This is a genomic window from Pseudobacteroides sp. (assembly GCF_036567765.1).
Lineage (GTDB): Bacteria > Bacillota > Clostridia > Acetivibrionales > DSM-2933 > Pseudobacteroides.
The window spans coordinates 130,919-154,297 of the sequence record NZ_DATCTU010000112.1 but is presented as its reverse complement, the minus strand read 5'-3'; the positions used below and the strand labels follow the sequence as shown (position 1 = coordinate 154,297).

Here is a 23,379-nt window from a genome sequence, read left to right as displayed (position 1 = left end):
CCCCCCTCTGTTTTATCGATATTGTAAAAATAATCTCATTATTTATTTAAATAATACCATCTTTTTAAACCTGTGTCATTAAAGATATTTTATTGCTCCAATATTTCCAAAAATGAAAACTCCAATTCATTTTTCATTTCATCAAAACTTTTATCAATAATCCCGACAAAGGCTTTTACCACTTCTTCATCAAACTGCCTTCCAGCCCCGTCAATCAATTGCCTCCTGGCTTCTTGAATACCTAACTTGGTTCTGTATAGCCTGTCGGAAGTCATTGCATCAAATGCATCCGCTACCGATAGAATCCTTGCAAAAAAAGGAATTTCTTCTCCCTTTAACCCGAGGGGATAACCCTTACCGTCTATTCTTTCGTGATGATACTTTACCAACGGAACCACTTCCTTAAACATGGAAACTGCTGATAAAATATGGGCACCTTTTAACGGGTGCTTTTTTATCTCCGCATACTCCTTCTCGTCAAGCTTATCGGTTTTAAGCAGAATATCATCAGTTGTTCCTATTTTCCCTATATCATGGAACACTCCCGCAATATTCAATATTTCCAGGTCAGCTCTGTCAAGATTAAAACACTCTCCTATTTTCCTTGCATAATAGCCTACCCTTTCGGAATGCCCCCTTGTATAGACATCCTTGGCATCTACCGCAAGCCGGAGCACCTCGATTGTATCCATATACCTCTCTTTGAGTTCATCATATGTCCTTAAAAGCTCTTCATTTTTAATATTTATAAGGGAATGCAGTAATGCGTTGTTTAGTGCGGCAGAAGCTTGGCTGGCAAATATTTCTAAAAGTTTCGCTCTTTCGTGATAATTATTACTTTCTATGTAAATGACACCCATGATATTATGATACTCATTAAGCAAAGGAAGTATAATTCCGTTATCCAGGCTTATGACCATTTTGTCCATCCTAGCCTGACCAATACTTTCCATTAGCTCAGGACTTAACCTTGATGTGAATTCCTCCACACCCCCAAGATACCTTCCAAATCCCCTTATTAATGTCTTGTGATCATTATTGTCGTTTATTAAATCATCAATTAAAATGAATCCGTCGGTGCTACTTGTAAATGCCATTATCTCCCTTAATATATCTTCAAGAATATTTCCTATAGGCTTTAAGTTGTATATCCTCGGAACAGCATCCAAAATTTTGTTAAGTCCGTCTTTAAATCTGTAAATAGTTGCTCTTTGTGCAATGGATTTAACCGCCGACTCTACCAAAAGAATCAATTGATCAAATCTATCATTCTTTTCACAGTACCCTTGTATATCCAGGGCTTTCAATGTCTCTACCGGTGGTGCCAGGTCCTTATGCCCTGTAAGAATAATTATGTATATATCGGTATTAAATTCCCTTATTTGCCTTACAACCTCATCCCCATGTATTGTATTCATAAGGAAATCCAATATAAGAATATCATATGTATCTTTGGCCAGAGTCTCAATAGCTATATGTGGATCAGTAAAACCAACAGTTTCATATCCGGCCTTGGTCAGAACTATTGACAACGAATCCACTATACCGATTTCATCATCTATGAGCATTACCTTGTATCCATTAGAAATTACATCTGCTCTTTTTCTCATTTTTTATCCTCCATGAAATTGACACAATTAAGTGCACCTGAACAAAATCATGAAATGATTTTGTTCACCTTAATGTTGTCGTGAGAAATTGTTGTGTAGAATACACCATAATTTCCTAGACATTAAAAGAAGCTGCTAATCTAATATAAGGATAATCCTACTAATATAGATCGGTATACAATATTGTTTTCATAATACCTTTTCTTTAATATAACAATTAACTTTCATTTTTGAAGTCCTAAATATTTAGTGCTTCCAGTTCTTTTTTATTTAAATACCTCCAGTTACCCTCTTTTAGATCCCCAAGGGTCAAAGACCCAATTGCAATCCTTTTAAGCTTTATTACCGGGTGCCCGATTGCATCACACATTTTTCTTACCTGCCTGTTTTTGCCCTCGTGAATTGCAATCTCTACCCAGCACTTATCACCTTCAATATCAAGTATTTTTATACCTGCTTTTGAAGTAATATAATCCTCTATCCTTAATCCGTTTTTAACCGCCCTTAGCTCTTCCTGATTAGGAACACCATGTATCAGGGCATTATACACTTTTTTTATTTCATGCTTTGGATGAGTCATTTTATATGTAAATTCACCATCGTTGGAAAGTATAATAAGGCCTGAAGTGTCATAATCTAACCTTCCCACGGGATATATCCTCTCACTTATTCCTTTTATCAGCTCAACCACGCTAGGCCTTCCAAATTGGTCTTTTGCTGTAGATATATAGCCCACAGGCTTATTTAGCATAACATAAATCTTCTTTTGGCTGCCTGAAATAATTTTCCCGTTTACCTCAATTGCTTCCTCGCCGGTAACCCTATGACCCATTTCGGTAACGGTAATTCCGTTTACCTTAACAAAACCATCTCTAATCAACTCTTCCGATTTTCTTCTAGATGCTATACCTACTTCTGCCAAATACTTTTGTAGTCTTATCTGCTCCATACTTACCACCTGTTCTTTTATTTTAAAACAGTTTGCCAGTGTATCGATATGATATCTTAACAAAGAGTTTTATTTATGTTATTATATTAATAAATTAAAATCAATAATAATCTAATATTTGGCGAAACTTTAGATTATATTTGGCTATAATAGCGAGGTTTTTAAATTTATGGATGTTTTGAACTACTGCCTTTCAAAAAAAGGTGCTTATGAGGATTTTCCCTTCGGACCTGAACCTGCAACTGTTAAAGTTGGATCTAAAATGTTCGCACTTATATCAAACCGTTCGGACAAAGTTATTGTATCGTTAAAATGCGACCCTTTTGTGGCACAAAGTCTTAGACAACAATATCCGGGTATAACCCCGGGTTATCATCTTAACAAACAACATTGGAACACTATTGTGTTAGATGGTGCTATACCGGAACACGAAATTATTTGGATGATCGACCACTCCTATGATTTAGTTTTCAAGTCTTTGACAAAGGCCGAAAAGGAAAGTATAAACATGTAAATTTTATTTTAATTATAATAAACCAGCACTAAAAACAGCGATATTACGCTCTTTAAGTGCTGGCGATTTTAATTCTACATTCATAGTATTTAATCATTTTTCTTCAGTATCGGTAATAATAGTTACTGTTCTCTGGGAATTATTATTGCTATTATTGTTTTCATCATTTTTTGTATTGTTTTTTGCATTCTTTCTATCATCCATCTTTTTCTTGATGGCATCAGTTGTCTTATTGACAATCTCAGGTATCATATCCAAGACCTTATCAAGTGATGAATTGGTATCAACAGGCAAAAGCTTTACCTGGTCATTACCCACTACCATAAAACCTATAGGTACTATGCTTACTCCCGCACCACTACCTCCTGCAAAAGGAAATTTGCTGGCCTTTTTTCCTTCAGAATCATCATCGTCATCTTTATTTGAATCAACTTCACAACAGTTATTATATTCCCCACCGCCTGCTGCAAACCCGAAAGTAACCTTTGATATTGGTATAATAACTGTTCCATCCGGTGCCTGAACCGCATCACCTACAATGGTATTGACATCTACCATTTCCTTAATGTTGCTCATCGCAGTATTCATAAGACCTTGTATTGGATGTTCTGCCAAACAAACCACCGCCTTCCAACAATTTTAATATAAGTAAAAATACCACTCCAATAATATGCCCCATTCTTATATTAAATATGCATAAAATATTAGCATCAAAAACTATGCGAGAAAAATTACTGTTAATTTTTATATATTTATTATGTATTGGAAAAGCCATTGACAAATTTGAATAAATTACACCTGTGACCATCCATGCCACGCCTGTCATAATTCCTGTAATCGATGCATCTCCAGCTCCAATGGTCATTTCTACGTTAAATTTCCTTAATTTTATTTTGGATTTCAATTTCTTTATTACATAATTAATTAATAAATTTAACTTATCGTATTTGTTCTTGAAATAGTCTATCCTTTCAAATATTTCGTTAATTCCCTTACCTAATCTGTCGTCATGTTTTACATCCTTAGAAACCTTTCGTTGTTCAACATCCTCATCGTTTTGTCTTTTCTTTTTTTTCTTTATTCTTTTCATCTTAAATCCGTTGTTTCTTATTCCCATAAGTGAAACTTCATACTTAAATTTTATTCCCTTTAAAGGGGAAAAGGAAATAAGGACATGGTCGTCCCATCCATTCCTCACATATTCCACTATTACTTCGGTATTTAGGAAGTATATTATTATTGAAATTATTATAAATATACATAAAAAAATAGCTAAGTAAAGCATAAATCACCTCACTTAGCTATTTTTCCCACAATTTCGCTTATTTATTACACTTATTAACAAATGTTCTACATATTACTCTCATCTGCTTCATCAATGCTCTGGACCTCATTTAACTCAAGCCTTGGTAAATCGGTTATTGACTTGAAGCCAAAGCTTCTTAGAAACTCCTCGGTGGTCTCGTACAATACAGGCTTACCTGGTGCATCAAGCCTCCCGGCTTCCTTTATCAGATTTTTATCTAAAAGCTTTGATATCGCACTATCGGAATTTACACCCCTTACCTGCTCAACCTTAGACCTTGTAACAGGCTGATTATAAGCAATTATAGAAAGTGCTTCAAAGGCCGCCGTGGATAGCCCTTGCTTTTGCCTTGGTTCAAAGAGCTTTTTGATAAAGTCATGATGCTCAAACCTTGTGCAAAGCTGGTACTTGCCATTTATTTCACGAAGCATTATTCCTCGCTTTGAACTTTGGTAATTTATTACCATATTACCTAAAATTGCCTTAACAGTCTTCTTGTCTAATTCAAGAACTTCCGATATTCTGTCTAATGTTAAGGGGTCACCTGCCGCAAAAAGCATTCCCTCAATAATAGCTTCTATATCCTTCTCTTCCATAAAGTCCTCCAGTAAACAAACTCGCAAAGTGATTTTGCAATATTGGTTGTTGTTGCGAGGCATTTAAAGCTCAGTCGTCACTCTCATCGTTTTGAATCAGTTCTTCTCCGCCGCCGCAGTGATATATCTCGATATCTGCAAACTGCTTTTGCTGCTCCAGTTTGACCTTTTTCAGCTTTGAAAGCTCCAAAATTGCAAGAAATCCAGTAACAACTTCAGTCCTTGACCTTTTATCCAGCGTAAAAATATCTGAAAAAATAAGCTTTGTTTTCCGGAATAAAAGCAGTAATACCTCTCTCATCTTGGATTTCAAGGATACCTTTTCATGCTGCATTATTGTGGCCATTTTTGTAACTGTATTGTTCATCTTCTTCCTGTTTTTTTCAAGAAGCCTTATATATACCCTTCTTATTTCTTCAGGTGACAGCTCTAGGACTTCCTCTTCCCTCTCAAACTCCATGACCTCAGGAAGCTTATAGTAGATCTTTTCCCACTGAGACTCATTGAGCCTTAACTGCAGCGAAAAGTCCTTATACTTTTTATATTCGATAAGCTTTAATACAAGCTCTTCCCTAGGGTCAATCTCTTCAGGAGCATTTTTCTCCTTTTTATCAGGAAGCAACAGCTTTGACTTTATATGAAGCAGGGTAGCTGCCATCACCAAAAACTCGCTGGCAATTTCCAAATCAAGCTCCTTCATGGCAAAAAGATATTCCATATACTGGTCAGTAATTTCATTAATTGGTATATCATAAATATTTATCTGGTTTTTTTCGATAAGATGGAATAGAAGGTCGAAAGGACCTTCAAAATTTTGAACCTTTATTTTACATGCATTCGTTAACGCACTCTCCACGAAAATCCAACTCCATATCTTATTCCCAGTCTATTTTTAGTGCATTCCTTACATCTTCCATTGTACTCCTAGCAATCTTCCTGGCATTTTCATTTCCTTGCAATACAACTTCTTTGATATAGTCTGGCTTATTTAATATTTCCTGTCTTCTTTCATATATAGGAGTCATGTAAGCCAGCATTTTTTCTGCAAGATTACGCTTACACTGAACGCAGCCGATTTTACCGCCTTTACAATTTTCTTCTATTTCCGATACCTCCACCTCATTAAATACCTTGTGGAAAGCGTATACGGCACATACGTCCGGATGCCCCGGATCGTCCTTCTTAATCCTTTGCGGATCGGTTATCATTGTCATTACCTTTTTCTTTATGTCATCGGGACTATCAGAAAGAGCTATTGTATTGTTGTAGCTTTTGCTCATCTTTCTACCGTCGAGTCCCGGTAAAACCTTTGCTTTTGTCAATAAAGGCTGGGGTTCAGGGAATACCTCCCTAAAAAGGAAATTAAACCTTCTTGCTATTTCCCTTGTCAATTCGAGATGAGGAAGCTGATCTTCACCAACAGGAACATAGTTTGCTTTATAAATGAGTATATCTGCTGCCTGCAGGCATGGATAGCCTAAAAAGCCATAGGTGGTAATGTTCTTGTCCTTCATCTGTGCGAGCTGATCCTTGTATGTGGGACACCTTAAAAGCCATGATAATGGAGTAACCATGGAAAAGAGCAAATGAAGCTCGGCATGCTCTACAACGCTTGACTGTAAAAATATATTGCATTTTTCCGGATCAAGTCCTGCACTTAAGAAATCTATAACAAGGTTATTAATATTGCTTTTAATATCGTCTGTATTTTCATATCCTGTAGTCAATGCATGCCAATCGGCTACAAAAAAATAGCAGTCATAATCATTCTGAAGCTTAACCCAATTTTCCAGGGCTCCGAAGTAGTTCCCCAGATGAAGAGCCCCCGTAGGTCTCATTCCGCTTAATATCTTACCTTTCTTCATCAATCCACACTCCGTTCAAATATGCTCTTTATATATTAGCATATTGTATATGTCATTTACAATTAAAAGTTCACTCTTGTAGTTTAGTTTTCATATAATAGGGAAATTATTAATATTATAGTTATCGCATAAAACAATCATAGATTAAAAACGATTATCTATTATTAACGCTTTTAAAATAGATGGTGATTAGTTGTTGATTTAAATATAGACATTTTTTTATCCAGCTGATAGAATAATTAGTATTATTTATAATAGAATTTCAAATAAAATTTCAAGACAAGGAGATTTTTAATGTTTGACAGAACTGTTCAGCAAATGATAATGAGCATACCGGGGATTCTTATAGCTTTAGTAACCAGCGGCTTTGCTCAAGCGTATATGGCAGATAAACTTGGTGACAGAACCCCGAGGTATGAAGGAAGGCTAACTATAAACCCTAAAGCACATGTTGATCCCATAGGCTTTATAATTTTTGTATTAATAGGATTTGGATGGTCTAAGCCTGTTAATATAAATCCCCGGAATTTCAAAAACATGAGAATTGACGATTCACTGGTTTCTGCTGCAGGATTTATCGGCAACCTGCTTATGGCAGTTCTTTTTGCACTTATAATAAAAGTTTTTCTAATATTCAATGTATTCAATGCTTTAGGTAACAATGTCGGACTTAATTTGATACAAATCTTAGATTATGGGATACAATATAATGTAGTATTTTTCATTTTAGGAATACTTCCAATTCCTCCATTTCCCGGTTCAAGGATACTTGAAAATCTTACGGATATTGAAAGATTTGAGATCTATGCAAACATTAAGAGATACAGTTTTATTATCTTTATGCTTCTTGTTGTAACTAACATATTAGGTAAAATCATATCGCCTCCAATCGTTTATATTTACAGTACAATACTTCAGATATTCAATATAAAATAAGAGGCGGATATATCGCCTCTTATTTTTTCTATATTTGTTATTATCAATTATTATTTCATGTTGTTCTTTACATTACTTGCCTTTTTCCATTTAGCCAACAAATCTACTAAATAATCGTTTTTAGCCTTCTCATCCAAATCAGGTCTAATATCTTCCTTAATATCACTTAATAGCAGCTGCTTTTCAGGAGTCTTCTCAATGACCTTTATAATGTGATACCCCCATACAGTCTTAACAAGCTCGCTTACTTCCCCTACCTTCATTGAAAAAGCCGAATCCTCAAATTCCTTGACCATTTCACCTCTGGAGAAGGTATACCCTTCCGGCATTTGTCTGGCACCGGGATCCTCTCCATGCTTATCCATGAGATCATCAAAATCCGCTCCATCCCTTATGCTCTTTAAAACTTCTTTTGCCTTCTTTTCTATCTCTTCCATTTTTTCTTTGGGGTAATCTTCACCTGTTGCCTGATCCCTGGTCATGAACAATATATGCTTTGCCTTTATAGTTTCGGGCTGAACAAACGATTTCTTATTATCTTCATAATACTTTTGAAGCTGCTCGTCTGATGATTTCACGTTCTCAACAAGTGCATTCAAATATTTGGAGCTTACGTAGTTAGATTTAACATATTGTACAAACTGGTAGAAGGACACCTTATCCTCAGACAAAACACCCCTGAATTTTTCTATGCCGCCATAGCCGCTTACCATCCTGTTGATGTATGTATTTATTTCCTCATAGTCACCTGCCTTAAGCTCAGACTGGCTTTTGGGCATATTTATCTTAATCAGGGCTTCTTCTACTATGTAATCGAATGCCTTCTGCTTTAAGTTTTTGAGCTCACTAGCCAAATTCTCTTTAGGTGTAGACTGTGTGACACTTTTACTCTGGCTGTTATAGAAAAAGTCATATTCGTTTTTATATAATGGCACCCCATTTACGGTTCCTATGACAGGGTTGTCCATTTTAGATATGGAAATAATGTTTTTTGCCGATATATATTCGATCTTTTTATCGAACATCTCCATAACATATCTTATTGGCACATAGGACTTGCCCATATATATGTATGACTCTAAAAGCGTGTCCAGGTTATCCATCTTAAAATTGTATTGTCCCGGCTGAATCTTTACAAGCTCTAGAGAACCGGTCTTTTTTATAAACTTTTCCGCACCTTTAAGGGTAGTTTTTTTAGTCCTGTCAATATTTACTGTCTTTGTCTTAACATCTGCTTTGTAATAAACATTCAAATAATAGGCCAGATCGGATATAGCTGCATAGTAGCGGCCATTTACTTGAATTGTCCTTATATTCAGCGGCTTGTTATCCATTACTACAGAAATATTTGTGATTGATCCTATTTCGTCAACAATGGGCTTCGGCGTAGGCGAAGGTTCAGGTGAAGTCTCTACATCCTTTACAGGTGTAACAACCACGGTATTTGTACTGTAGACCTCTTCCTGTACGGATTTATTGGTATCGTATACATCACCCGTAACGGTTTGCCCATTGGAATTCAAGACTGTGGGCTTTGGTTCTGCAGCACTGCTTCCATCCCCTGATGCACTCATATTAGAAGCCAGAGACAAACTGCAAATAGCTGCCAAAAGCAAACATGACACTTTTTTTCTAAACATAATTTACATCCCTTTCATTGTGCATTTGCACATAAGTTCATACTAAGGACCTTTTATTAATGGCACCTCTAGTCCAAATGTAAGATTTATAAGAACTTTTAAACTAGATCATCAGGAATTATATCATTTCTTACAATATCCTCATAATCCTCGCCTTTAACGATTAGTCTTGATTTACCTTCATGAACCAAAACAACCGGTGGACGAGGTATTCTGTTGTAATTGCTAGACATTGAATAGTTATATGCTCCTGTAGCCATTACAGCTATTATATCACCTGATTGAACTTTTGGGAAATTAATATCCTTTATAAGAATATCTCCAGACTCACAACATTTACCAGCTATAGTGATCAATCCATTCTTTGGTGCATCAAGTCTGTTGGCCAATACAGCATCATATGGTGACTGGTAAAGGGCATACCTTGGATTGTCCGCCATACCTCCGTCAACGGATACGTAGGTCCTGACATTCTTTATTTCTTTTACTGCACCAACCTTATAAAGCGTTATCCCTGCTGATGCAACTATTGATCTGCCCGGCTCCATAACAATATACGGCAATTTTATCCTCTTATCCTCGCAAATGCCTTTAACAACCTTTGAAACAGACTCTATATAATTGTCATACTCGATGGGATCGTGCTCAGGAATGTATTTTATACCGAACCCTCCACCAAGGTTAAGCTCTTCGATTTCGATTCCTGTCTCAGTTTTTATCTGGCTGATAAACTCAAGCATAACCTTTGCTGCAAGTTCAAATGGACCAAGATCAAATATCTGCGACCCTATGTGGCAGTGAACACCTACTACAGAAACGTTTTTAAGAGTTGATGCGTACTTTATTATTTCCAGGGCTTCACCATTTTCCAGTGCAACCCCAAATTTGGAATCAATCTGTCCGGTCTGAACAAAATCATGGGTATGAGCATCTATTCCAGGCTTTATTCTAAATGAAATACACGCCTTTTTCCCTTTTTCTCCGGCAATTCTGTCAATATTTTTTAGTTCTTCAAAGTTGTCTACAACTATTCTTTTTACGTTTTTATCAACGGCCAGCTCAATTTCCCCGACTGTCTTGTTGTTTCCGTGAAAATAAACCTTGTCCATAGGAAACCCGGCCTTATAAGCCGTATAAAGCTCTCCACCCGAAACAACGTCTATTCCAAGACCTTCGCTGTCAACTATCTTGTATATAGCCATTGCACTAAAAGCCTTACTTGCATAAAGAACCATTCCATTACCGTTATAATGCTTATCCATCGCATTTTTATAGATTCGGCAATTTTTCCTAATCAATCCTTCATCCATTACATACAAAGGAGTACCATACTTTTCTACTAATTCTACAGCATCGCAACCCCCGATTTCCAAATGATTTGCACTATTTGTTTTTAAAGCTTCAGATACAAACATATTTTCACCATCCATTAAATTTTAATTATAACTCTCTATTTATAAGCATTTCATCTTTATTAAAATGTTAGCATTTAAAAATGCAAGAGTCAATATATTATCCTTCATTTTGCCTATTTTATATCCTTGTTCATTCTTATAATTTCTTCGAAAAATTCATAAGGATTTTTATCATTTATTTCGATATTGAATTTGGAATGAAAGTATTTGTTCAGGTGGTAAGCAAACAGGCTTTTCTTACCTCCGAGCTCTTCTTTCCTCTCCATAAACTCCTTTAAAATTCCAAACTCATACTCACTTACTGGATAGATATTTGCTCCGCTATGATTTATGCTAAAATTGCAACCTGCCAGAATATCATTTGCAGTTAAAGGCCTCTCATTTTTTTTGTTTTTTATTACAATAGTATTTGCAGCAATATCACCGATTCTTTTATAATTCTTATTAAAAACCATAATAAAGGCTCCTGTTAAATAAAAAGAAGGTAAAAAATCAATAACCCTCAGTATGTTTCTCAGTGCTGAGTCAAAAAACGTTATCGCTTCTCCGGTCTCTTTGATAACCATAAGGTTGAGGAGCCTTTTGCCGGGTGACTGACCATTTAGAATCAACTCAAAGAAAATAAAATATCCATTATATATTGCAAATATCAATACAATACTAATTGCAATAATATACGAATCTATTTCTCCTCCTTCATAAATCGAAGTACCCGATGAATAAATTATAATAATGACAACGATTATGGCAAGACATTGTATTATAAAGTCTGTCAAAAATGCTAAAAGCCTGGAGCCTAAACCTGCCAACTCAAAATCAATAAAAACATTTTCCGGAGTGATTACATCTTTTATTCTTCGCATAAAAAGTTCCTTTCGACTGTAAGACACTTTATTCTTTATTAAAAGTGATAAATGCAAGACTATAACACTTTTAATTTTGATTGTAACTAAGCACTAATTCTGTTACAATTATTCCTGTCAGGAATATTATAAAACAAAATCAGGGTGTTTTCCATGAGAGAAGAAAAATTTATTAATGATAACTCATATATTTGGAGCAATTTAGAATCACTGCTTCATAAGCTTAAGGCAAGAAAGCTTAAGACTCTAAGTAAATCCGAGCTAGAAAGCTTCATAACGTCCTATAGGATTGTATGCAGCCATTTATCATATAGCCGGACTTTCTTTGGCGAATCCAAAACAACAGAATACTTAAACAGTCTTGCTTCGTCAGCCCACGGCCATATTTATTCAACCAGATCCTCAGGCTTTAAAAAAATATTTTCATTTTATATTAAAGGTTTTCCCGAGTTATTGAAGGATAACGCAGCATATATGATTTTATCAACAGCCTTATTCATGGCAGGAGTTATTTTCAGTTTCATTATGACTGTAATAAATTCCGATAATGCACCTGCTTTTATTCCTCCAGAGCTTATCGAAGGCGTGAAAACTCTCAATTCAGGCAGAGGATCATGGGATAGTGCAACACAATCCGCATCAATATTTACAAATAATATAGGTGTAGGCCTCAGGGCTTTTGCACTCGGAATAACACTGGGTCTGGGCACTACTTATATCCTTATTTTCAATGGATTTATTTTAGGCAGTGCAGCAGGACTTGCTTTAAATTACAATGTAACCTCCATATTCTGGTCATTGATTCTGCCCCATGGAGTACTTGAGCTTTTCTGTATATTCGTATGCGGTGCTGCTGGCCTTATAATAGGTAAATCAATAATCAATCCTGGGATATACTCACGAAAGGATTCCCTTATAAAAGGCGGCAAAACTGCCGTATATCTCACCTGCGGGACAATCCCGCTGTTTATTATAGCAGGAATTATCGAAGGCTATTTTACTCCGTCAAATGCTTCAGTAGAAGCCAAACTGGTATTTTCACTGGTTTCCTTTATACTAGTATGCCTTTATACGGCCTTGCCTTTTATAATAAGAAAAAAGCTATCTAAAGATAGTGCAGAGTAAATTGTTATATTTATTATCCCAATTGCATCATTGCTTTCATGTTTAAATATTTGTTCACTACCTCCATTGAAAGCTTATCCGGAGGTATATCTATGGAAGCAATTCCAGCACTTTTAAATATTCTTTGTATTTTTTCTCTTTCATCAATTTCCCTAACCGCTGCACACTTGTCATAAATATCAGTAACATTACCAATCTTATTTTCTGCCATTTCATAGACCCTCATGTCCTTTATGGTTATTACAAGGGGTATATGATTTCTACCTGTAGTCTTCAGGGCTTTAACTAAAGCCATTGCCTCCTGGGAGTTAAAGAGATCTGTAAAGATGCATAAAAGACTTCTTCTTCGCTGATGTTTGCCAAGGTGAAAAAGTGCATTATCATAATCTGCAGTGACAAAGTTTTCTTCTACATTGTACAGACTATCTGCGATTATGCCAAAATGTGTCATGCCTTTGCCTGACTTCACAAACCGCTTTACATCCTTATCGAATACCAGAAGTCCTATATTATCTCCCTTTTTACCGGCTATCTCCGCAAGCAAGAAGGCAGAATTTATTGCATAATCAAGTTTTTTGATATAGTTGATCTCAGTATTCATAACCCTGCTGGAATCAAGCATTATATATACCTGCTGGTTCCTTTCAGGTTCATAATTATTTACTATCAGCTTGCTTGACCTGGCTGTTGCAAGCCAGTTGACTTTTCTGTAGTCGTCACCCTCCGAATATTCCCTTAGACTTTCAAACTCGGTACCTATTCCATAGGTTTTCATTTTTTTATTGCCTATAAGCACAAGATTCTTTCTAAGGGATGCAAAACTGTACCTTTTTAAATCCTTAAGGTTTGGATAAACCTTAAGATTCTCTTTTGTGTCAAACCTCCTGTACTTCATGCAAAGCCTGAGTATGCCCCTATACCTTATATTTATATCCCCAAAGGTATACTCGCCGCGTTTTTGAGGAACAACAATATATGAACCGGAATTTTCATAATGAGGTATTGATTTAATATTAATAGTACCTCCAGCCACATCCATATAGCTTGGAACCTCGTCCCTCGCCTCAATATTGAGAATATGACTGCCATTGTTCCTTACGAGGATTTTGATAGTATTCTCCGACCCCATTGACAGCTTCCTGTCACACTCCCGTCTTATTTCAAGCAAATCTGCCCCTGGAGTTATTATAAAGTCAACAACAAGAAGACCTAACAATATAAGGTTATACAAAATAAAAATATATAATGATAATCCGAAGAAAGCACCTAAAACAATCGGTATTATCCCCAGAATTATAAAACCTGCAAAGGTTTTGCTAAAAGGCATGTTTATTCTCCTAACCAAAACATTTTCCTTGATTTATAATAGTCCTTATCTCGGAACTTCCACTTTACCTAAAATATTTTTTATAACATCATCGCTCTTCAATCCGTCTATACTGGCTTCAGGTTTTAAAATCACCCTGTGCCTCAAAACCGGCGTTGCTATGTCCTTTATGTCTTCCGGCATAATGAAATTACGCCCTTGCATGGCAGCCAGGGTTTTGGCAGCCAGTAAAATGGAAATGGATGCCCTTGGGCTTGCTCCAAGTATCAAACTTGGGGAGTTTCTGGTTGCCCTAACAATAGATGTTATATAGTTTATTATTCCATCATTGGCTTCAACCTTTAATATCTCTTCCCTGCACCTCTTGATGTCCTCAAAATTGCATACTGCATTTATATCGGCATCATCTATCTTTGAGCTTGTAAAGCCCATTTTAAACTTATCTAACATCATATTTTCAAATTTCTGAGGCATATAGTCAACTGTCAGCTTCATCATAAATCTGTCCAACTGGGCTTCCGGAAGAGGATATGTCCCTTCATACTCAACAGGGTTCTGAGTTGCCACTACAACAAAAGGATCACCCAGCCTATGGGTCTCTCCATCAATGGTTATAGCCCTTTCTTCCATTGATTCCAAGAGTGCTGCCTGAGTTTTGGGAGGTGTTCTGTTTATTTCATCCGCAAGGAATATATTGGTAAATAAAGGACCTTTTCTAAGGTAAAACTCTCCCGACTTGGCATCATATACTTTTGTACCGGTAATGTCAGCCGGCATAAGATCCGGTGTAAACTGAACCCTTTTAAAATCGGCCTTGATGGTTTTTGCTATGACCTTAGCAGCAAGGGTTTTAGCAAGTCCCGGCACCCCTTCAACCAGAATATGTCCCCCCGAAAGTATAACCACAACCATTTGCTCTATAAGGGCATACTGTCCCACCACAACCTTGGAAACCTCATCAATTATTTGTTTAGCCTTTATTTGCGTAAATCCCGTATTATCTTTATTACCAACATCAAAATACCCTTCCATTATTTTATCTCCTCTCTTATTTTCTCAATCCATTTTGCAAGAAATACAAACTCATCCATATTTCGATTATCCGACTCTATATATCTTTCACATTTGTTAAACCCTGTCTCAAGATCCAAACCACGAGTCCTTCCGTCAAATGCTGCTGCCTTGACAATCTCCGCACCATCCGGTACTGCATCCATACCCAGATATTTCGCAAGATCCAGTTTAAGTCTTTTAAACATCACTTCAAGGACATAGGAGTTGGCTTTAGAGACCTTGTAAATATTGGATAACGCGTGAATATTTTCATTTTCGGCCCTTTTAACGGTTTCGAATACAACAACAGGCTTTCCAAGTCTCTTTGACATTGAAAGGAATAGAACTCCAAAGCCCAATACAATCTGAATGAATACAAGCACTCCGCTAAAACCGATAAGATCTCTAACAGTAAGACCTTCCCCTATATTGTGGTAGTACTCGTTAAAATACACCACTCTATTGCCGATTTTATCTAAAATATCTATAAAGGAAACAGCACCGCTCTTATCCCTCAACCCCTCATTCACAAAGAATTCGGTGCTTTTGCAAGCATACATGGTGCCTTCGCCTACTTTGTATGTTGTCCATTCATTATATGATTGAACTTTTCCGCTGTAAATTGCACCCAGGTCTTCAAGAAGACCGCTGTTCTCTTCAAACTCATCATAAATAAGAACAAGGGTATTTCCTCTTTCAAACCATTTTTTCATGTACTTGATCTCTGTTTCCTCATGCAGGGTGTGATAATCAGGCTGTATAATCACCATAGTCACAGAATCAGGCATAAACCTAATTGTTTTCTTGTATCGTACTGCTTCGTATCCCATTTTTTCCGTCAGTAGATACAAAGCCTTTTCCCCCTCAGGATCTACGCTGTATGAAGTATATTTGCCATACTTCCTTCCATCCTTCATTCCTGCCGTAATGATTCCTACCAGCACCAAAAAAGCGGCTATCAATATGAAAATAATTATTTTTGAAATAATCTTCTTATTTCTCATGAATTTACCTCCCCTATTATAGAGGAATATTCGAGAAACCATTTATCAAATAATTCCTTGCTCAAATTCCTGTTACCATACCAGCATCTGTTAAAAACCCTGGTAAACTCCAGAGTTCTTTCTAAATGAATAAAATCTTTCATGGTTAACTCATTCATGTACTCCTTATTTGTCTTTGCCTTGTTTATCAATATGAGATTCTGTTCATTTAGTTTAAGGATAAGTGACAGGTACAAAAAACGTATTCCCTGCCTGAAATCACCGTTTTTATAAAACTCCATAGCCTGAAGTTTTACCTCCTCAGGATCCTTAAGCTGACTTAAAAGTTCGGAATCTTCCTCTTCCTTAAGCCTTTTGTTATTTCTCCTGTATTTCATTATCAAATAAACTATCGCTGCAACCATCAGAATCAAAAGAATAGAAACAAAAATATAGAATATAATCCCATGCCCGGAGAAATTAACCCGGGGCTTAATGGGCAAATCCCCTGTGGGAGGTTTCCATTGCCCTAATGCTCTTCTAATCCTATCTAGTATGTCCTCCACAATATCAGAAAACCTTTCCAATAGGGTTTTCTCCTTGTTTGACTCTTGAAACTCCTTTGATGAGAATATGTCGTTCAAATGGTCCTCAACCTGCTGCTCCCTTTCCTGTGTCATGGCAAAAGAAGAGCACGGTAATAATATGTTTAGTATTATCAAACATGTCGAGACTATAAAGAATATTCGAGCTATCTTTTTTCTTTTTTCTCTATCATTCATGAATATAATGTCATGCATTAATATGAATACCTCGGTTTTTATATTTTTACTTCATAGGTAATACTGTTACATTTTATACCTATTTATTATCTCCTGCCAATAATTTATCCACCTTTACTTCCAAATCGAATCCCTCATTATTTATCTTGCAGTTGATAAAAATTATAGTAGTAACAGTTGCTAAAAATGGGTAAAAAAGTGCATACCCCAACTGTATAAAAGAAGTGGCAGCAAGCTGTATCTGTCTGTATAATTCATTATCGGCAAAAGAAACAAGGACAGTGATCCCTACTGATATGGAAGGTATAAACACATATATAAGCCCTCCGGCTAACAAAGCAAAAAATGAATTCCAGAACATTTTCTTTGTTAATTCGGCACTTCTTGCTATCCCCTCTGTTGCTCCTTTATTTTCAACTGCTATGGCCTGAACACCTAGTCCGAATTTGATGTAAAATAGTCCTAAACCCAGCAAGATACCAAACACACAAGCTATCAACAATACAACACCTAGAAAAATCAGAATACCTACCATAATGCGACCTGCTCCTGCAAAAAATGACATCCCTGCTCCAAACATAAACAATCCGATAATAAGCAGCAAATAGAACACAAATACTATTCCCATAATTGCACCCGACATTATGAGGTAAAACAGAAGCCTGTATCCTAGTATTTTAAATATTTTCTTAAAACTATCCCTTATAACCTCTTTTAAAGCAACACACTTATCATTGACAACATCGTTATATACAACTTTAGTAATAGCTGCCTGCAGAACACCATTTATCGTGAGAAAATAGCATGCATAAACAAAAAACAATCCTATGCTGACAAGCATAAAAGCTATAACAAGCGAAAAACTTGGTTCACCTCCAGATGTCAACCTATTGAGGTCATTAGATATGTATCCTGATAAAAACACATATAAAAGGGCAAAAGGAACATACATAATAAGTGTCAAAACTGTAAGCTTTTTTGCGTTTCTTTTATATACTTCAATGGAATAATCAACTATATCTGCTGCCGACATTTTTTTCAGTCTGGTTTCAATATCTCTCATTTAAACCTCTTTTCATAGGAATAATATAAGTAAATGACACTATAAAACATTTTACTATTTTTTAGTTAGAGACTCAATACAAATAATAAAAATAACTTTAATATAAAAGGACTGCTCTTTTGAAGAGGCAGCCCTTACTTAAACTCAATTGATATATATTATTTACGCCCGATACCAAACCATCCGACAACCATCCTGAAAAAGAGACGGACAAATGATGCCTTTTTTACTTCAGTACTTGCCACTATATCTTCTTTTCCGATTACTTTACCGCCGGCCTCAAAGGTTATCTCTCCTATTTTTTGTCCTTGTTTGACCGGTGCTTCAATAGACTCAATCATCTTTACATTTTGCTTTATCTCATCTTTGTTTCCTTTTTTAACCATAAGACTTACATCTGCCTTTAAAATCCCTTTTACGCTGGTGTCTACTCCTTTTGTAACTTCTGCCGTACCCAATTCTTCGCCCTTATTTTTTAATTTGGCAACTTCATAATTTGCAAATCCATAATCCAGCAATTTTTTAGCCTCAGCAAATCTTGTGTTGGAATCAGGTTCACCTAAAACAACTGCAATGATCTCCATTTCGTTTCTTTTTGCCGATGCTGACAGGCAATATCCTGCTTTAGTTGTAAAGCCGGTTTTTAAGCCGTTTGCACCTTTATATGTGTTTATAAGTCTGTTGGTATTATCCAGATCAAATTGTCCATTTCTGAATTTATCCTGCCATATTGAAGTTATTTCAAGTATTTTCGGATGCTTTTCAATAAGCTCAGCAGACATTTTTGCGATATCGGAAGCAGAACTGTAGTGCCCATCATCCGTCAAACCGTTGCAATCCAAAAAGTGTGTATTTGTCATGCCTAATTTCTTAGCCTTCTGATTCATCTCATCGACGAATGCTTCCTCACTCCCGCTGATTTTTTCAGCCAGAGCAACCACTGCATCGTTGGCAGAGTGAATTGCAACTGCTTTCAACATTTCCATTACCGTAAACTCTTCTCCAGGCTTCAAATAAACCTGTGAACCACCCATATTATATGAATGCTCCGACACCGGCACCATATCTTCATAGGAAATCTTGCCCCCATCAATAGCCTCCATTATAAGAAGCATTGACATGACTTTTGTTATACTTGCAAGTGGAAGCTCCTCATGGCTGTTTTTCTCAAACATTATAGTTCCCGTAGCTGCATCAATGAGCATTGCTGCCTTAGCTTTCAATTCCAGTGCCTTGGTCACTTCTTCCTTCTTGGCGGTGGTAGTCGCTGCCTGACTTGTATTTTTTTGAGGTGCTGCAACCACTGGTATTATAGAAGTATTGGCAACCAGTGTTGCAATCAATATAAATATGACACTCACTTTTCTAATCACTAAAATCCCCCCGATTTTAATTTTTAAAGTAGGGCAGAATTATATTTTCTAATGTATTACTATGCTTTATGGATTTAATATATTCTGCTATAACTATTTTTCATTGAGAGCCAGAACTGATAGTATTTCAATGTTATTATAATTTCTGTTCCCGATAAGTTAAAGTGTAATTTGTAGATGGAGCACCATATAATGCAAAAAACTGCCACTATAAGGCAGTTTTTATAATTGAGAATAGCAAATGGAATATATTACACAAATCTTTTTACTCCCAATGAATCCATATAGGCAAGGATTAATGGCCTTGCAATTGGCTTATCATTTGAAAAGTTGATTGAGCTTTCTAATATCTCCACAGCTTTAGAAATACTGTCTTTATTATTTGTATAAAGCTTTGTCACTAAATCACCCTTATTTACTTTATCATATGTCTTTTTTTTAAGTATCAAACCAGCTGTGTAGTCTATTTGACTTTCCTTATTCTCCCTGCCGGCACCTAATATCATGGACACAATCCCTAATGAGTCTGTCTTGATACTCTCTATAAATCCATCACAAGGAGCCCTGTATTCATACACATACATACTTTCCCCAAAAATTTTATAACATTCTATAACCTCATGATTTCCATTTTGTCTCTTTATAAGCTCTGAAAATTTTCTTAAGGCACTTCCATCAAAAATGCATTGCTCTACCATTTCAATACATTTTTCATAGCTTCCCTTACCTGCACCCTCAAGCATTCTGGCTGCAAGTTCAATACACAATCTTTTAAGATCCTCCGGTCCTTTTCCCTTTAGTGTATCTATAGCTTCAATAACCTCCAGCGAGTTACCGACAGCATTTCCAAGAGGCATATTCATGTCGGTTATTAGTGCAGAAGTTCTCCTGCCCAGGCTTTCTCCTATCTCAATCATAGTCCTGGCCAGAGCAGCAGAATCCTCAAATGTCTTCATAAATGCACCGCTGCCAGTTTTAACATCCAAAACAATACTGTCCGCACCAGAAGCCAGTTTCTTACTCATAATGCTGCTTGCTATAAGTGAAGTATTATTTACAGTAGCAGTAACATCCCTTAAAGCATAAAGCTTCTTATCTGCAGGAGCCAGATTCCCTGTCTGGCATGCTATAGAGAGACCTATTTCCTTTACATTGGCCAAAAACTCGTCCATGCCAAGTGATGTTCTAAAGCCTGGAATTGATTCCAACTTATCAATGGTGCCTCCTGTATGTCCAAGCCCTCTGCCTGACATCTTGGCAACTGGAACCCCGCAGGCTGCGACAATAGGTGCCACCACAAGAGTTGTTTTGTCACCCACTCCTCCGGTGCTGTGTTTATCAACCTTGATACCAGGAATGCTTGAAAGATCAATCTTATCTCCCGAATCAGCCATTATTATTGTAAGGTCCGCCGTTTCCACCCTATTTAATCCCTTAATAAAAGCAGCCATCAAAAGAGCAGAGGCTTGATAATCAGGTATTTCTCCGCTACAGTATCCATCAATAAAATATTTCAACTCGTCAAAGGACAGCACATTACCATCTCTTTTTTTCTCTATAATATCGTACATCCGCATTTTAACCCCTCCTAAGAATATCCGGCAGGAAGCTTATACCTGGAATATCAGCTTTTAATTCCAGGTATTCTGATATAGTTGCAGCAATATCGGAAAAAGTGTTTCTTGTGCCAAGGTTCACATTGCTTCTAGCACCATTGCCGTATACCAGCAACGGAACATATTCCCTGGAGTGATCTGTACTTGGAGTTGTGGGATCACAGCCATGGTCTGCGGTTATAATAAGAATATCCTCCTCTTTCAATTGTCCCAATATCTCGGGAATTCTGCCATCGAATTCAACTAGTGCCTTTGCATAGCCCTCTGCATCATTACGATGTCCATAAACCATATCAAAGTCAACAAGGTTGGTAAAAATAATACCCTCAAAGTCCTCACTCATATATTGGAGGGTCCTATTGACTCCATCCATATTATCATGGGTATGTACGGCATGAGTAATCCCCTGGCCGCCGTATATATCCTCTATTTTACCTACCGCCTTAACTAAAAGTCCCTTTTCATAGGCATAATCAAGTACTGTTTTTCTTAATGGCTTTAGTGAAAAATCCCTTCTTTTGTCTGTCCGTTTAAAGCTTCCTATCTCGCCTGTAAAGGGCCTTGCTATTACTCTTCCTACTGCATGTTGGCCTGTCAGCAGATTTCTTGCTATGTTACATATTTCATAAAGTCTTTCAACAGGTATAACACCCTCATGAGCAGCAATTTGGAATACACTGTCAGCCGATGTATATACTATAGGAAAGCCGGTTTCAACATGCTTTTTTCCAAGCATGTCTATAATTTGGGTTCCCGATGCTGTGATATTTCCGATGGTTTTTAATCCAATCCTGTTTTCAAATTCATGGATTATTTCTTTAGGAAATCCGGAAGGATAGACCGGGAAAGCCTTATCTAAAATCACACCCGCAATTTCCCAATGTCCTGTAGTGGTATCCTTTCCCTTAGATTGTTCTGTCATTCGTCCAAAGCATCCCTTTGGAGAATCACATTTAACATATCCCTTTAAATTATCAATATTCCCAAGGCCAAGCTTTTCCAAGTTAGGCAGTCTCAAACCTCCAACGGCAGCTGAAATATTACCTAATGTATTGCTTCCGGTATCACCGTAAAAGGTTGCATCCGGCAGTTCACCCATCCCCACACTATCCATTACAACAAGCACAATTCTTCTCATGCTATTGCCTCCTTACTGAATAAATCAGGTATTTGACTAATCCCCATATTCATTAACATATTAATATGTTTAATAAAACAAAAGAACTATAAGAATATCTCTTACAGCTCATATCATACAACTATATTATACTATAAATATTAATCTGTGCCAAACGCTTAAGCCCTTGGATGAGTCTTTTTATAGACTTCCTTAATTTTGTTTTTAGCAATCTGGGCATATACTTGTGTTGATGAGATATCAGAATGTCCTAGCATCTCTTGTATTGACCTTAAGTCTGCACCATTTTCAAGTAAATGTGCTGCAAAGGAGTGACGTAAAGTATGAGGTGTTATATCCTTATTGATTTTCGCCTGATTTTTATACTGTTTTATTATTTTCCAAAATCCCTGTCTTGTAAGCCTTCCTCCGTTTATGTTGACGAACAGGGCTTTCTCATCCGGCTTTTGGATCAAGAGGTTTCTTGACTTGTTCAGATACTCTATTAATGCATTTACTGCTATAGAACCAATTGGTATTACTCTCTCCCTAAGTCCTTTATTGCACTTAATAAATCCTAGCTCCAGATTCACCTCTGACAGGTTTAAATTAATAAGCTCCGATACCCTTATACCTGTTGCATAAAGAAGCTCCAGCATTGCTTTATCCCTATATCCCTTTAGATCTACGCACTTTGGCTGATCGAGCAAAAGTTCAACTTCATGGGTTGAAAGAATCTGAGGAAGCTTTTTTTCCACTTTAGGGGAATCAAGGTCAACAGTCGGATCATTATCAATCAATGAGTTCTTATACATATATTGATACAGAGATCTTATTGATGCCAGATTCCTTGAAATAGTCGAAACTGCTCTTCCTTTCTTCTGCAAGTGCAAAAGATAGGTTATTACCGTAGTCTTATTGGTATTAGTTATGTTAAGCAAGTTGATTTCTTTCAAATAGGATATGTACTGCTCAATATCTCTTTTATAGGACTGCAGAGTGTTTAAAGACAGCCGCTTATCCTTCTCCAAAAACAGAATAAACTTTTGAATTATTCCTTCCATTAAAACTTCCCCTTCTCTTTTTAAATAATTTCTTTTATTAAAACTTAAAAGTTTTATTTTCAATAAAACCCTTAATATGGTATAAATTTTACAATATACCAACAACAATGCAAAAATTTATTGGCTTTAATAATATTAAATAGATTTTTATAAATATTCTACCATTTAGATTTTAATATATT

General features: G+C 36.4%; 22 protein-coding genes. 3 read left to right on the top strand and 19 right to left on the bottom strand.

What is annotated here, in order from left to right; genetic code table 11:
* Window positions 1–89: 89 nt before the first annotated feature.
* Window positions 90–1,610, bottom strand: a complete 1,521-nt coding sequence (locus tag VIO64_RS18465; RefSeq protein ID WP_331920986.1) for an HD domain-containing response regulator — start codon at window positions 1,608–1,610, stop codon at window positions 90–92.
* 238 nt (window positions 1,611–1,848) lie between these two features.
* A complete protein-coding gene (locus VIO64_RS18460) occupies window positions 1,849–2,559 on the bottom strand; it encodes a pseudouridine synthase (protein WP_331920984.1) in 711 nt (236 codons plus the stop codon).
* A gap of 169 nt (window positions 2,560–2,728) precedes the next feature.
* Between VIO64_RS18460 and VIO64_RS18455 the strand changes: the two genes are divergently transcribed.
* Window positions 2,729–3,073: an MmcQ/YjbR family DNA-binding protein gene (locus tag VIO64_RS18455; RefSeq protein WP_331920982.1), complete on the top strand. Its 345-nt coding sequence runs from the start codon at window positions 2,729–2,731 to the stop codon at window positions 3,071–3,073.
* Window positions 3,074–3,166: 93 nt separating this feature from the next.
* Here the strand turns inward: VIO64_RS18455 and ytfJ are convergent, their stop codons facing one another.
* From ytfJ to trpS, 5 genes are all read right to left on the bottom strand, one after another.
* On the bottom strand, window positions 3,167–3,688 hold the full coding sequence (gene ytfJ / locus VIO64_RS18450) for a GerW family sporulation protein (RefSeq protein WP_331920980.1): 522 nt from the start codon (window positions 3,686–3,688) through the stop codon (window positions 3,167–3,169).
* Window positions 3,636–4,358: a DUF2953 domain-containing protein gene (locus tag VIO64_RS18445; RefSeq protein WP_331920978.1), complete on the bottom strand. Its 723-nt coding sequence runs from the start codon at window positions 4,356–4,358 to the stop codon at window positions 3,636–3,638. The genes ytfJ and VIO64_RS18445 overlap by 53 nt, the downstream gene beginning before the upstream one ends.
* Before the next feature lie 65 nt (window positions 4,359–4,423).
* On the bottom strand, window positions 4,424–4,975 hold the full coding sequence (gene scpB / locus VIO64_RS18440; RefSeq protein WP_331920976.1) for an SMC-Scp complex subunit ScpB: 552 nt from the start codon (window positions 4,973–4,975) through the stop codon (window positions 4,424–4,426).
* Window positions 4,976–5,045: 70 nt separating this feature from the next.
* The gene (locus VIO64_RS18435; protein WP_331920974.1) at window positions 5,046–5,831 is read right to left on the bottom strand and encodes a segregation and condensation protein A; all 786 of its coding nucleotides are present in this window, start codon (window positions 5,829–5,831) and stop codon (window positions 5,046–5,048) included.
* 19 nt (window positions 5,832–5,850) lie between these two features.
* Complete coding sequence (gene trpS, locus VIO64_RS18430; protein ID WP_331920972.1) at window positions 5,851–6,840, bottom strand: tryptophan--tRNA ligase; 990 nt, start codon at window positions 6,838–6,840, stop codon at window positions 5,851–5,853.
* A gap of 294 nt (window positions 6,841–7,134) precedes the next feature.
* Here trpS and VIO64_RS18425 point away from each other — a divergent pair, with 294 nt between their 5' ends.
* On the top strand, window positions 7,135–7,776 hold the full coding sequence (locus VIO64_RS18425; protein WP_331920970.1) for a site-2 protease family protein: 642 nt from the start codon (window positions 7,135–7,137) through the stop codon (window positions 7,774–7,776).
* 50 nt (window positions 7,777–7,826) lie between these two features.
* On the opposite strand, the gene VIO64_RS18420 is transcribed toward VIO64_RS18425, so the two are convergent.
* The 3 genes from VIO64_RS18420 to VIO64_RS18410 form a co-directional block, all read right to left on the bottom strand.
* Entirely contained in the window at window positions 7,827–9,416 is a 1,590-nt protein-coding gene (locus tag VIO64_RS18420) for a peptidylprolyl isomerase (protein WP_331920968.1), read from the bottom strand.
* Window positions 9,417–9,514: 98 nt separating this feature from the next.
* Complete coding sequence (gene lysA / locus VIO64_RS18415; protein ID WP_331920966.1) at window positions 9,515–10,831, bottom strand: diaminopimelate decarboxylase; 1,317 nt, start codon at window positions 10,829–10,831, stop codon at window positions 9,515–9,517.
* Window positions 10,832–10,944: 113 nt separating this feature from the next.
* The gene (locus VIO64_RS18410; protein WP_331920964.1) at window positions 10,945–11,694 is read right to left on the bottom strand and encodes an RDD family protein; all 750 of its coding nucleotides are present in this window, start codon (window positions 11,692–11,694) and stop codon (window positions 10,945–10,947) included.
* Between the two features lie 153 nt (window positions 11,695–11,847).
* Here VIO64_RS18410 and VIO64_RS18405 point away from each other — a divergent pair, with 153 nt between their 5' ends.
* A complete protein-coding gene (locus VIO64_RS18405; RefSeq protein ID WP_331920962.1) occupies window positions 11,848–12,819 on the top strand; it encodes a stage II sporulation protein M in 972 nt (323 codons plus the stop codon).
* 13 nt (window positions 12,820–12,832) lie between these two features.
* On the opposite strand, the gene VIO64_RS18400 is transcribed toward VIO64_RS18405, so the two are convergent.
* From VIO64_RS18400 to xerD, 9 genes are all read right to left on the bottom strand, one after another.
* Window positions 12,833–14,146, bottom strand: a complete 1,314-nt coding sequence (locus tag VIO64_RS18400) for a DUF58 domain-containing protein (RefSeq protein ID WP_331920960.1) — start codon at window positions 14,144–14,146, stop codon at window positions 12,833–12,835.
* A 45-nt stretch (window positions 14,147–14,191) separates the two neighbouring features.
* Window positions 14,192–15,178, bottom strand: a complete 987-nt coding sequence (locus VIO64_RS18395) for a MoxR family ATPase (protein ID WP_331920958.1) — start codon at window positions 15,176–15,178, stop codon at window positions 14,192–14,194.
* Entirely contained in the window at window positions 15,178–16,203 is a 1,026-nt protein-coding gene (locus VIO64_RS18390) for a DUF4350 domain-containing protein (RefSeq protein ID WP_331920956.1), read from the bottom strand. Before VIO64_RS18390 ends, VIO64_RS18395 begins: the two co-directional genes overlap by 1 nt.
* On the bottom strand, window positions 16,200–16,982 hold the full coding sequence (locus VIO64_RS18385; RefSeq protein WP_331920954.1) for a hypothetical protein: 783 nt from the start codon (window positions 16,980–16,982) through the stop codon (window positions 16,200–16,202). Before VIO64_RS18385 ends, VIO64_RS18390 begins: the two co-directional genes overlap by 4 nt.
* Before the next feature lie 61 nt (window positions 16,983–17,043).
* Complete coding sequence (locus VIO64_RS18380) at window positions 17,044–18,027, bottom strand: hypothetical protein (protein ID WP_331920952.1); 984 nt, start codon at window positions 18,025–18,027, stop codon at window positions 17,044–17,046.
* Between the two features lie 158 nt (window positions 18,028–18,185).
* Window positions 18,186–19,400 (bottom strand): D-alanyl-D-alanine carboxypeptidase family protein, encoded by a 1,215-nt coding sequence (locus tag VIO64_RS18375; protein WP_331920950.1) that lies wholly within the window; start codon window positions 19,398–19,400, stop codon window positions 18,186–18,188.
* A 251-nt stretch (window positions 19,401–19,651) separates the two neighbouring features.
* A complete protein-coding gene (locus VIO64_RS18370; RefSeq protein ID WP_331920948.1) occupies window positions 19,652–20,977 on the bottom strand; it encodes a pyrimidine-nucleoside phosphorylase in 1,326 nt (441 codons plus the stop codon).
* Window position 20,978: 1 nt separating this feature from the next.
* Window positions 20,979–22,154, bottom strand: coding sequence for a phosphopentomutase (locus VIO64_RS18365; protein WP_331920946.1), 1,176 nt, complete (start codon window positions 22,152–22,154; stop codon window positions 20,979–20,981).
* 158 nt (window positions 22,155–22,312) lie between these two features.
* Window positions 22,313–23,197 (bottom strand): site-specific tyrosine recombinase XerD, encoded by an 885-nt coding sequence (gene xerD / locus VIO64_RS18360; protein ID WP_331920944.1) that lies wholly within the window; start codon window positions 23,195–23,197, stop codon window positions 22,313–22,315.
* Between the last annotated feature and the right edge of the window lie 182 nt (window positions 23,198–23,379).

What these genes read in the sequence shown, in the direction of transcription:
- VIO64_RS18465 (WP_331920986.1), bottom strand. Translation starts at nt 1,610, where the DNA reads ATGAGAAAAAGAGCAGATGTAATTTCTAATGGATACAAGGTAATGCTC.
- VIO64_RS18460 (WP_331920984.1), bottom strand. Translation starts at nt 2,559, where the DNA reads ATGGAGCAGATAAGACTACAAAAGTATTTGGCAGAAGTAGGTATAGCA.
- VIO64_RS18455 (WP_331920982.1), top strand. Translation starts at nt 2,729, where the DNA reads ATGGATGTTTTGAACTACTGCCTTTCAAAAAAAGGTGCTTATGAGGAT.
- VIO64_RS18445 (WP_331920978.1), bottom strand. Translation starts at nt 4,358, where the DNA reads ATGCTTTACTTAGCTATTTTTTTATGTATATTTATAATAATTTCAATA.
- scpB (WP_331920976.1), bottom strand. Translation starts at nt 4,975, where the DNA reads ATGGAAGAGAAGGATATAGAAGCTATTATTGAGGGAATGCTTTTTGCG.
- trpS (WP_331920972.1), bottom strand. Translation starts at nt 6,840, where the DNA reads ATGAAGAAAGGTAAGATATTAAGCGGAATGAGACCTACGGGGGCTCTT.
- VIO64_RS18425 (WP_331920970.1), top strand. Translation starts at nt 7,135, where the DNA reads ATGTTTGACAGAACTGTTCAGCAAATGATAATGAGCATACCGGGGATT.
- VIO64_RS18420 (WP_331920968.1), bottom strand. Translation starts at nt 9,416, where the DNA reads ATGTTTAGAAAAAAAGTGTCATGTTTGCTTTTGGCAGCTATTTGCAGT.
- lysA (WP_331920966.1), bottom strand. Translation starts at nt 10,831, where the DNA reads ATGTTTGTATCTGAAGCTTTAAAAACAAATAGTGCAAATCATTTGGAA.
- VIO64_RS18410 (WP_331920964.1), bottom strand. Translation starts at nt 11,694, where the DNA reads ATGCGAAGAATAAAAGATGTAATCACTCCGGAAAATGTTTTTATTGAT.
- VIO64_RS18405 (WP_331920962.1), top strand. Translation starts at nt 11,848, where the DNA reads ATGAGAGAAGAAAAATTTATTAATGATAACTCATATATTTGGAGCAAT.
- VIO64_RS18400 (WP_331920960.1), bottom strand. Translation starts at nt 14,146, where the DNA reads ATGCCTTTTAGCAAAACCTTTGCAGGTTTTATAATTCTGGGGATAATA.
- VIO64_RS18395 (WP_331920958.1), bottom strand. Translation starts at nt 15,178, where the DNA reads ATGGAAGGGTATTTTGATGTTGGTAATAAAGATAATACGGGATTTACG.
- VIO64_RS18390 (WP_331920956.1), bottom strand. Translation starts at nt 16,203, where the DNA reads ATGAGAAATAAGAAGATTATTTCAAAAATAATTATTTTCATATTGATA.
- VIO64_RS18385 (WP_331920954.1), bottom strand. Translation starts at nt 16,982, where the DNA reads ATGCATGACATTATATTCATGAATGATAGAGAAAAAAGAAAAAAGATA.
- VIO64_RS18380 (WP_331920952.1), bottom strand. Translation starts at nt 18,027, where the DNA reads ATGAGAGATATTGAAACCAGACTGAAAAAAATGTCGGCAGCAGATATA.
- VIO64_RS18370 (WP_331920948.1), bottom strand. Translation starts at nt 20,977, where the DNA reads ATGCGGATGTACGATATTATAGAGAAAAAAAGAGATGGTAATGTGCTG.
- VIO64_RS18365 (WP_331920946.1), bottom strand. Translation starts at nt 22,154, where the DNA reads ATGAGAAGAATTGTGCTTGTTGTAATGGATAGTGTGGGGATGGGTGAA.
- xerD (WP_331920944.1), bottom strand. Translation starts at nt 23,197, where the DNA reads ATGGAAGGAATAATTCAAAAGTTTATTCTGTTTTTGGAGAAGGATAAG.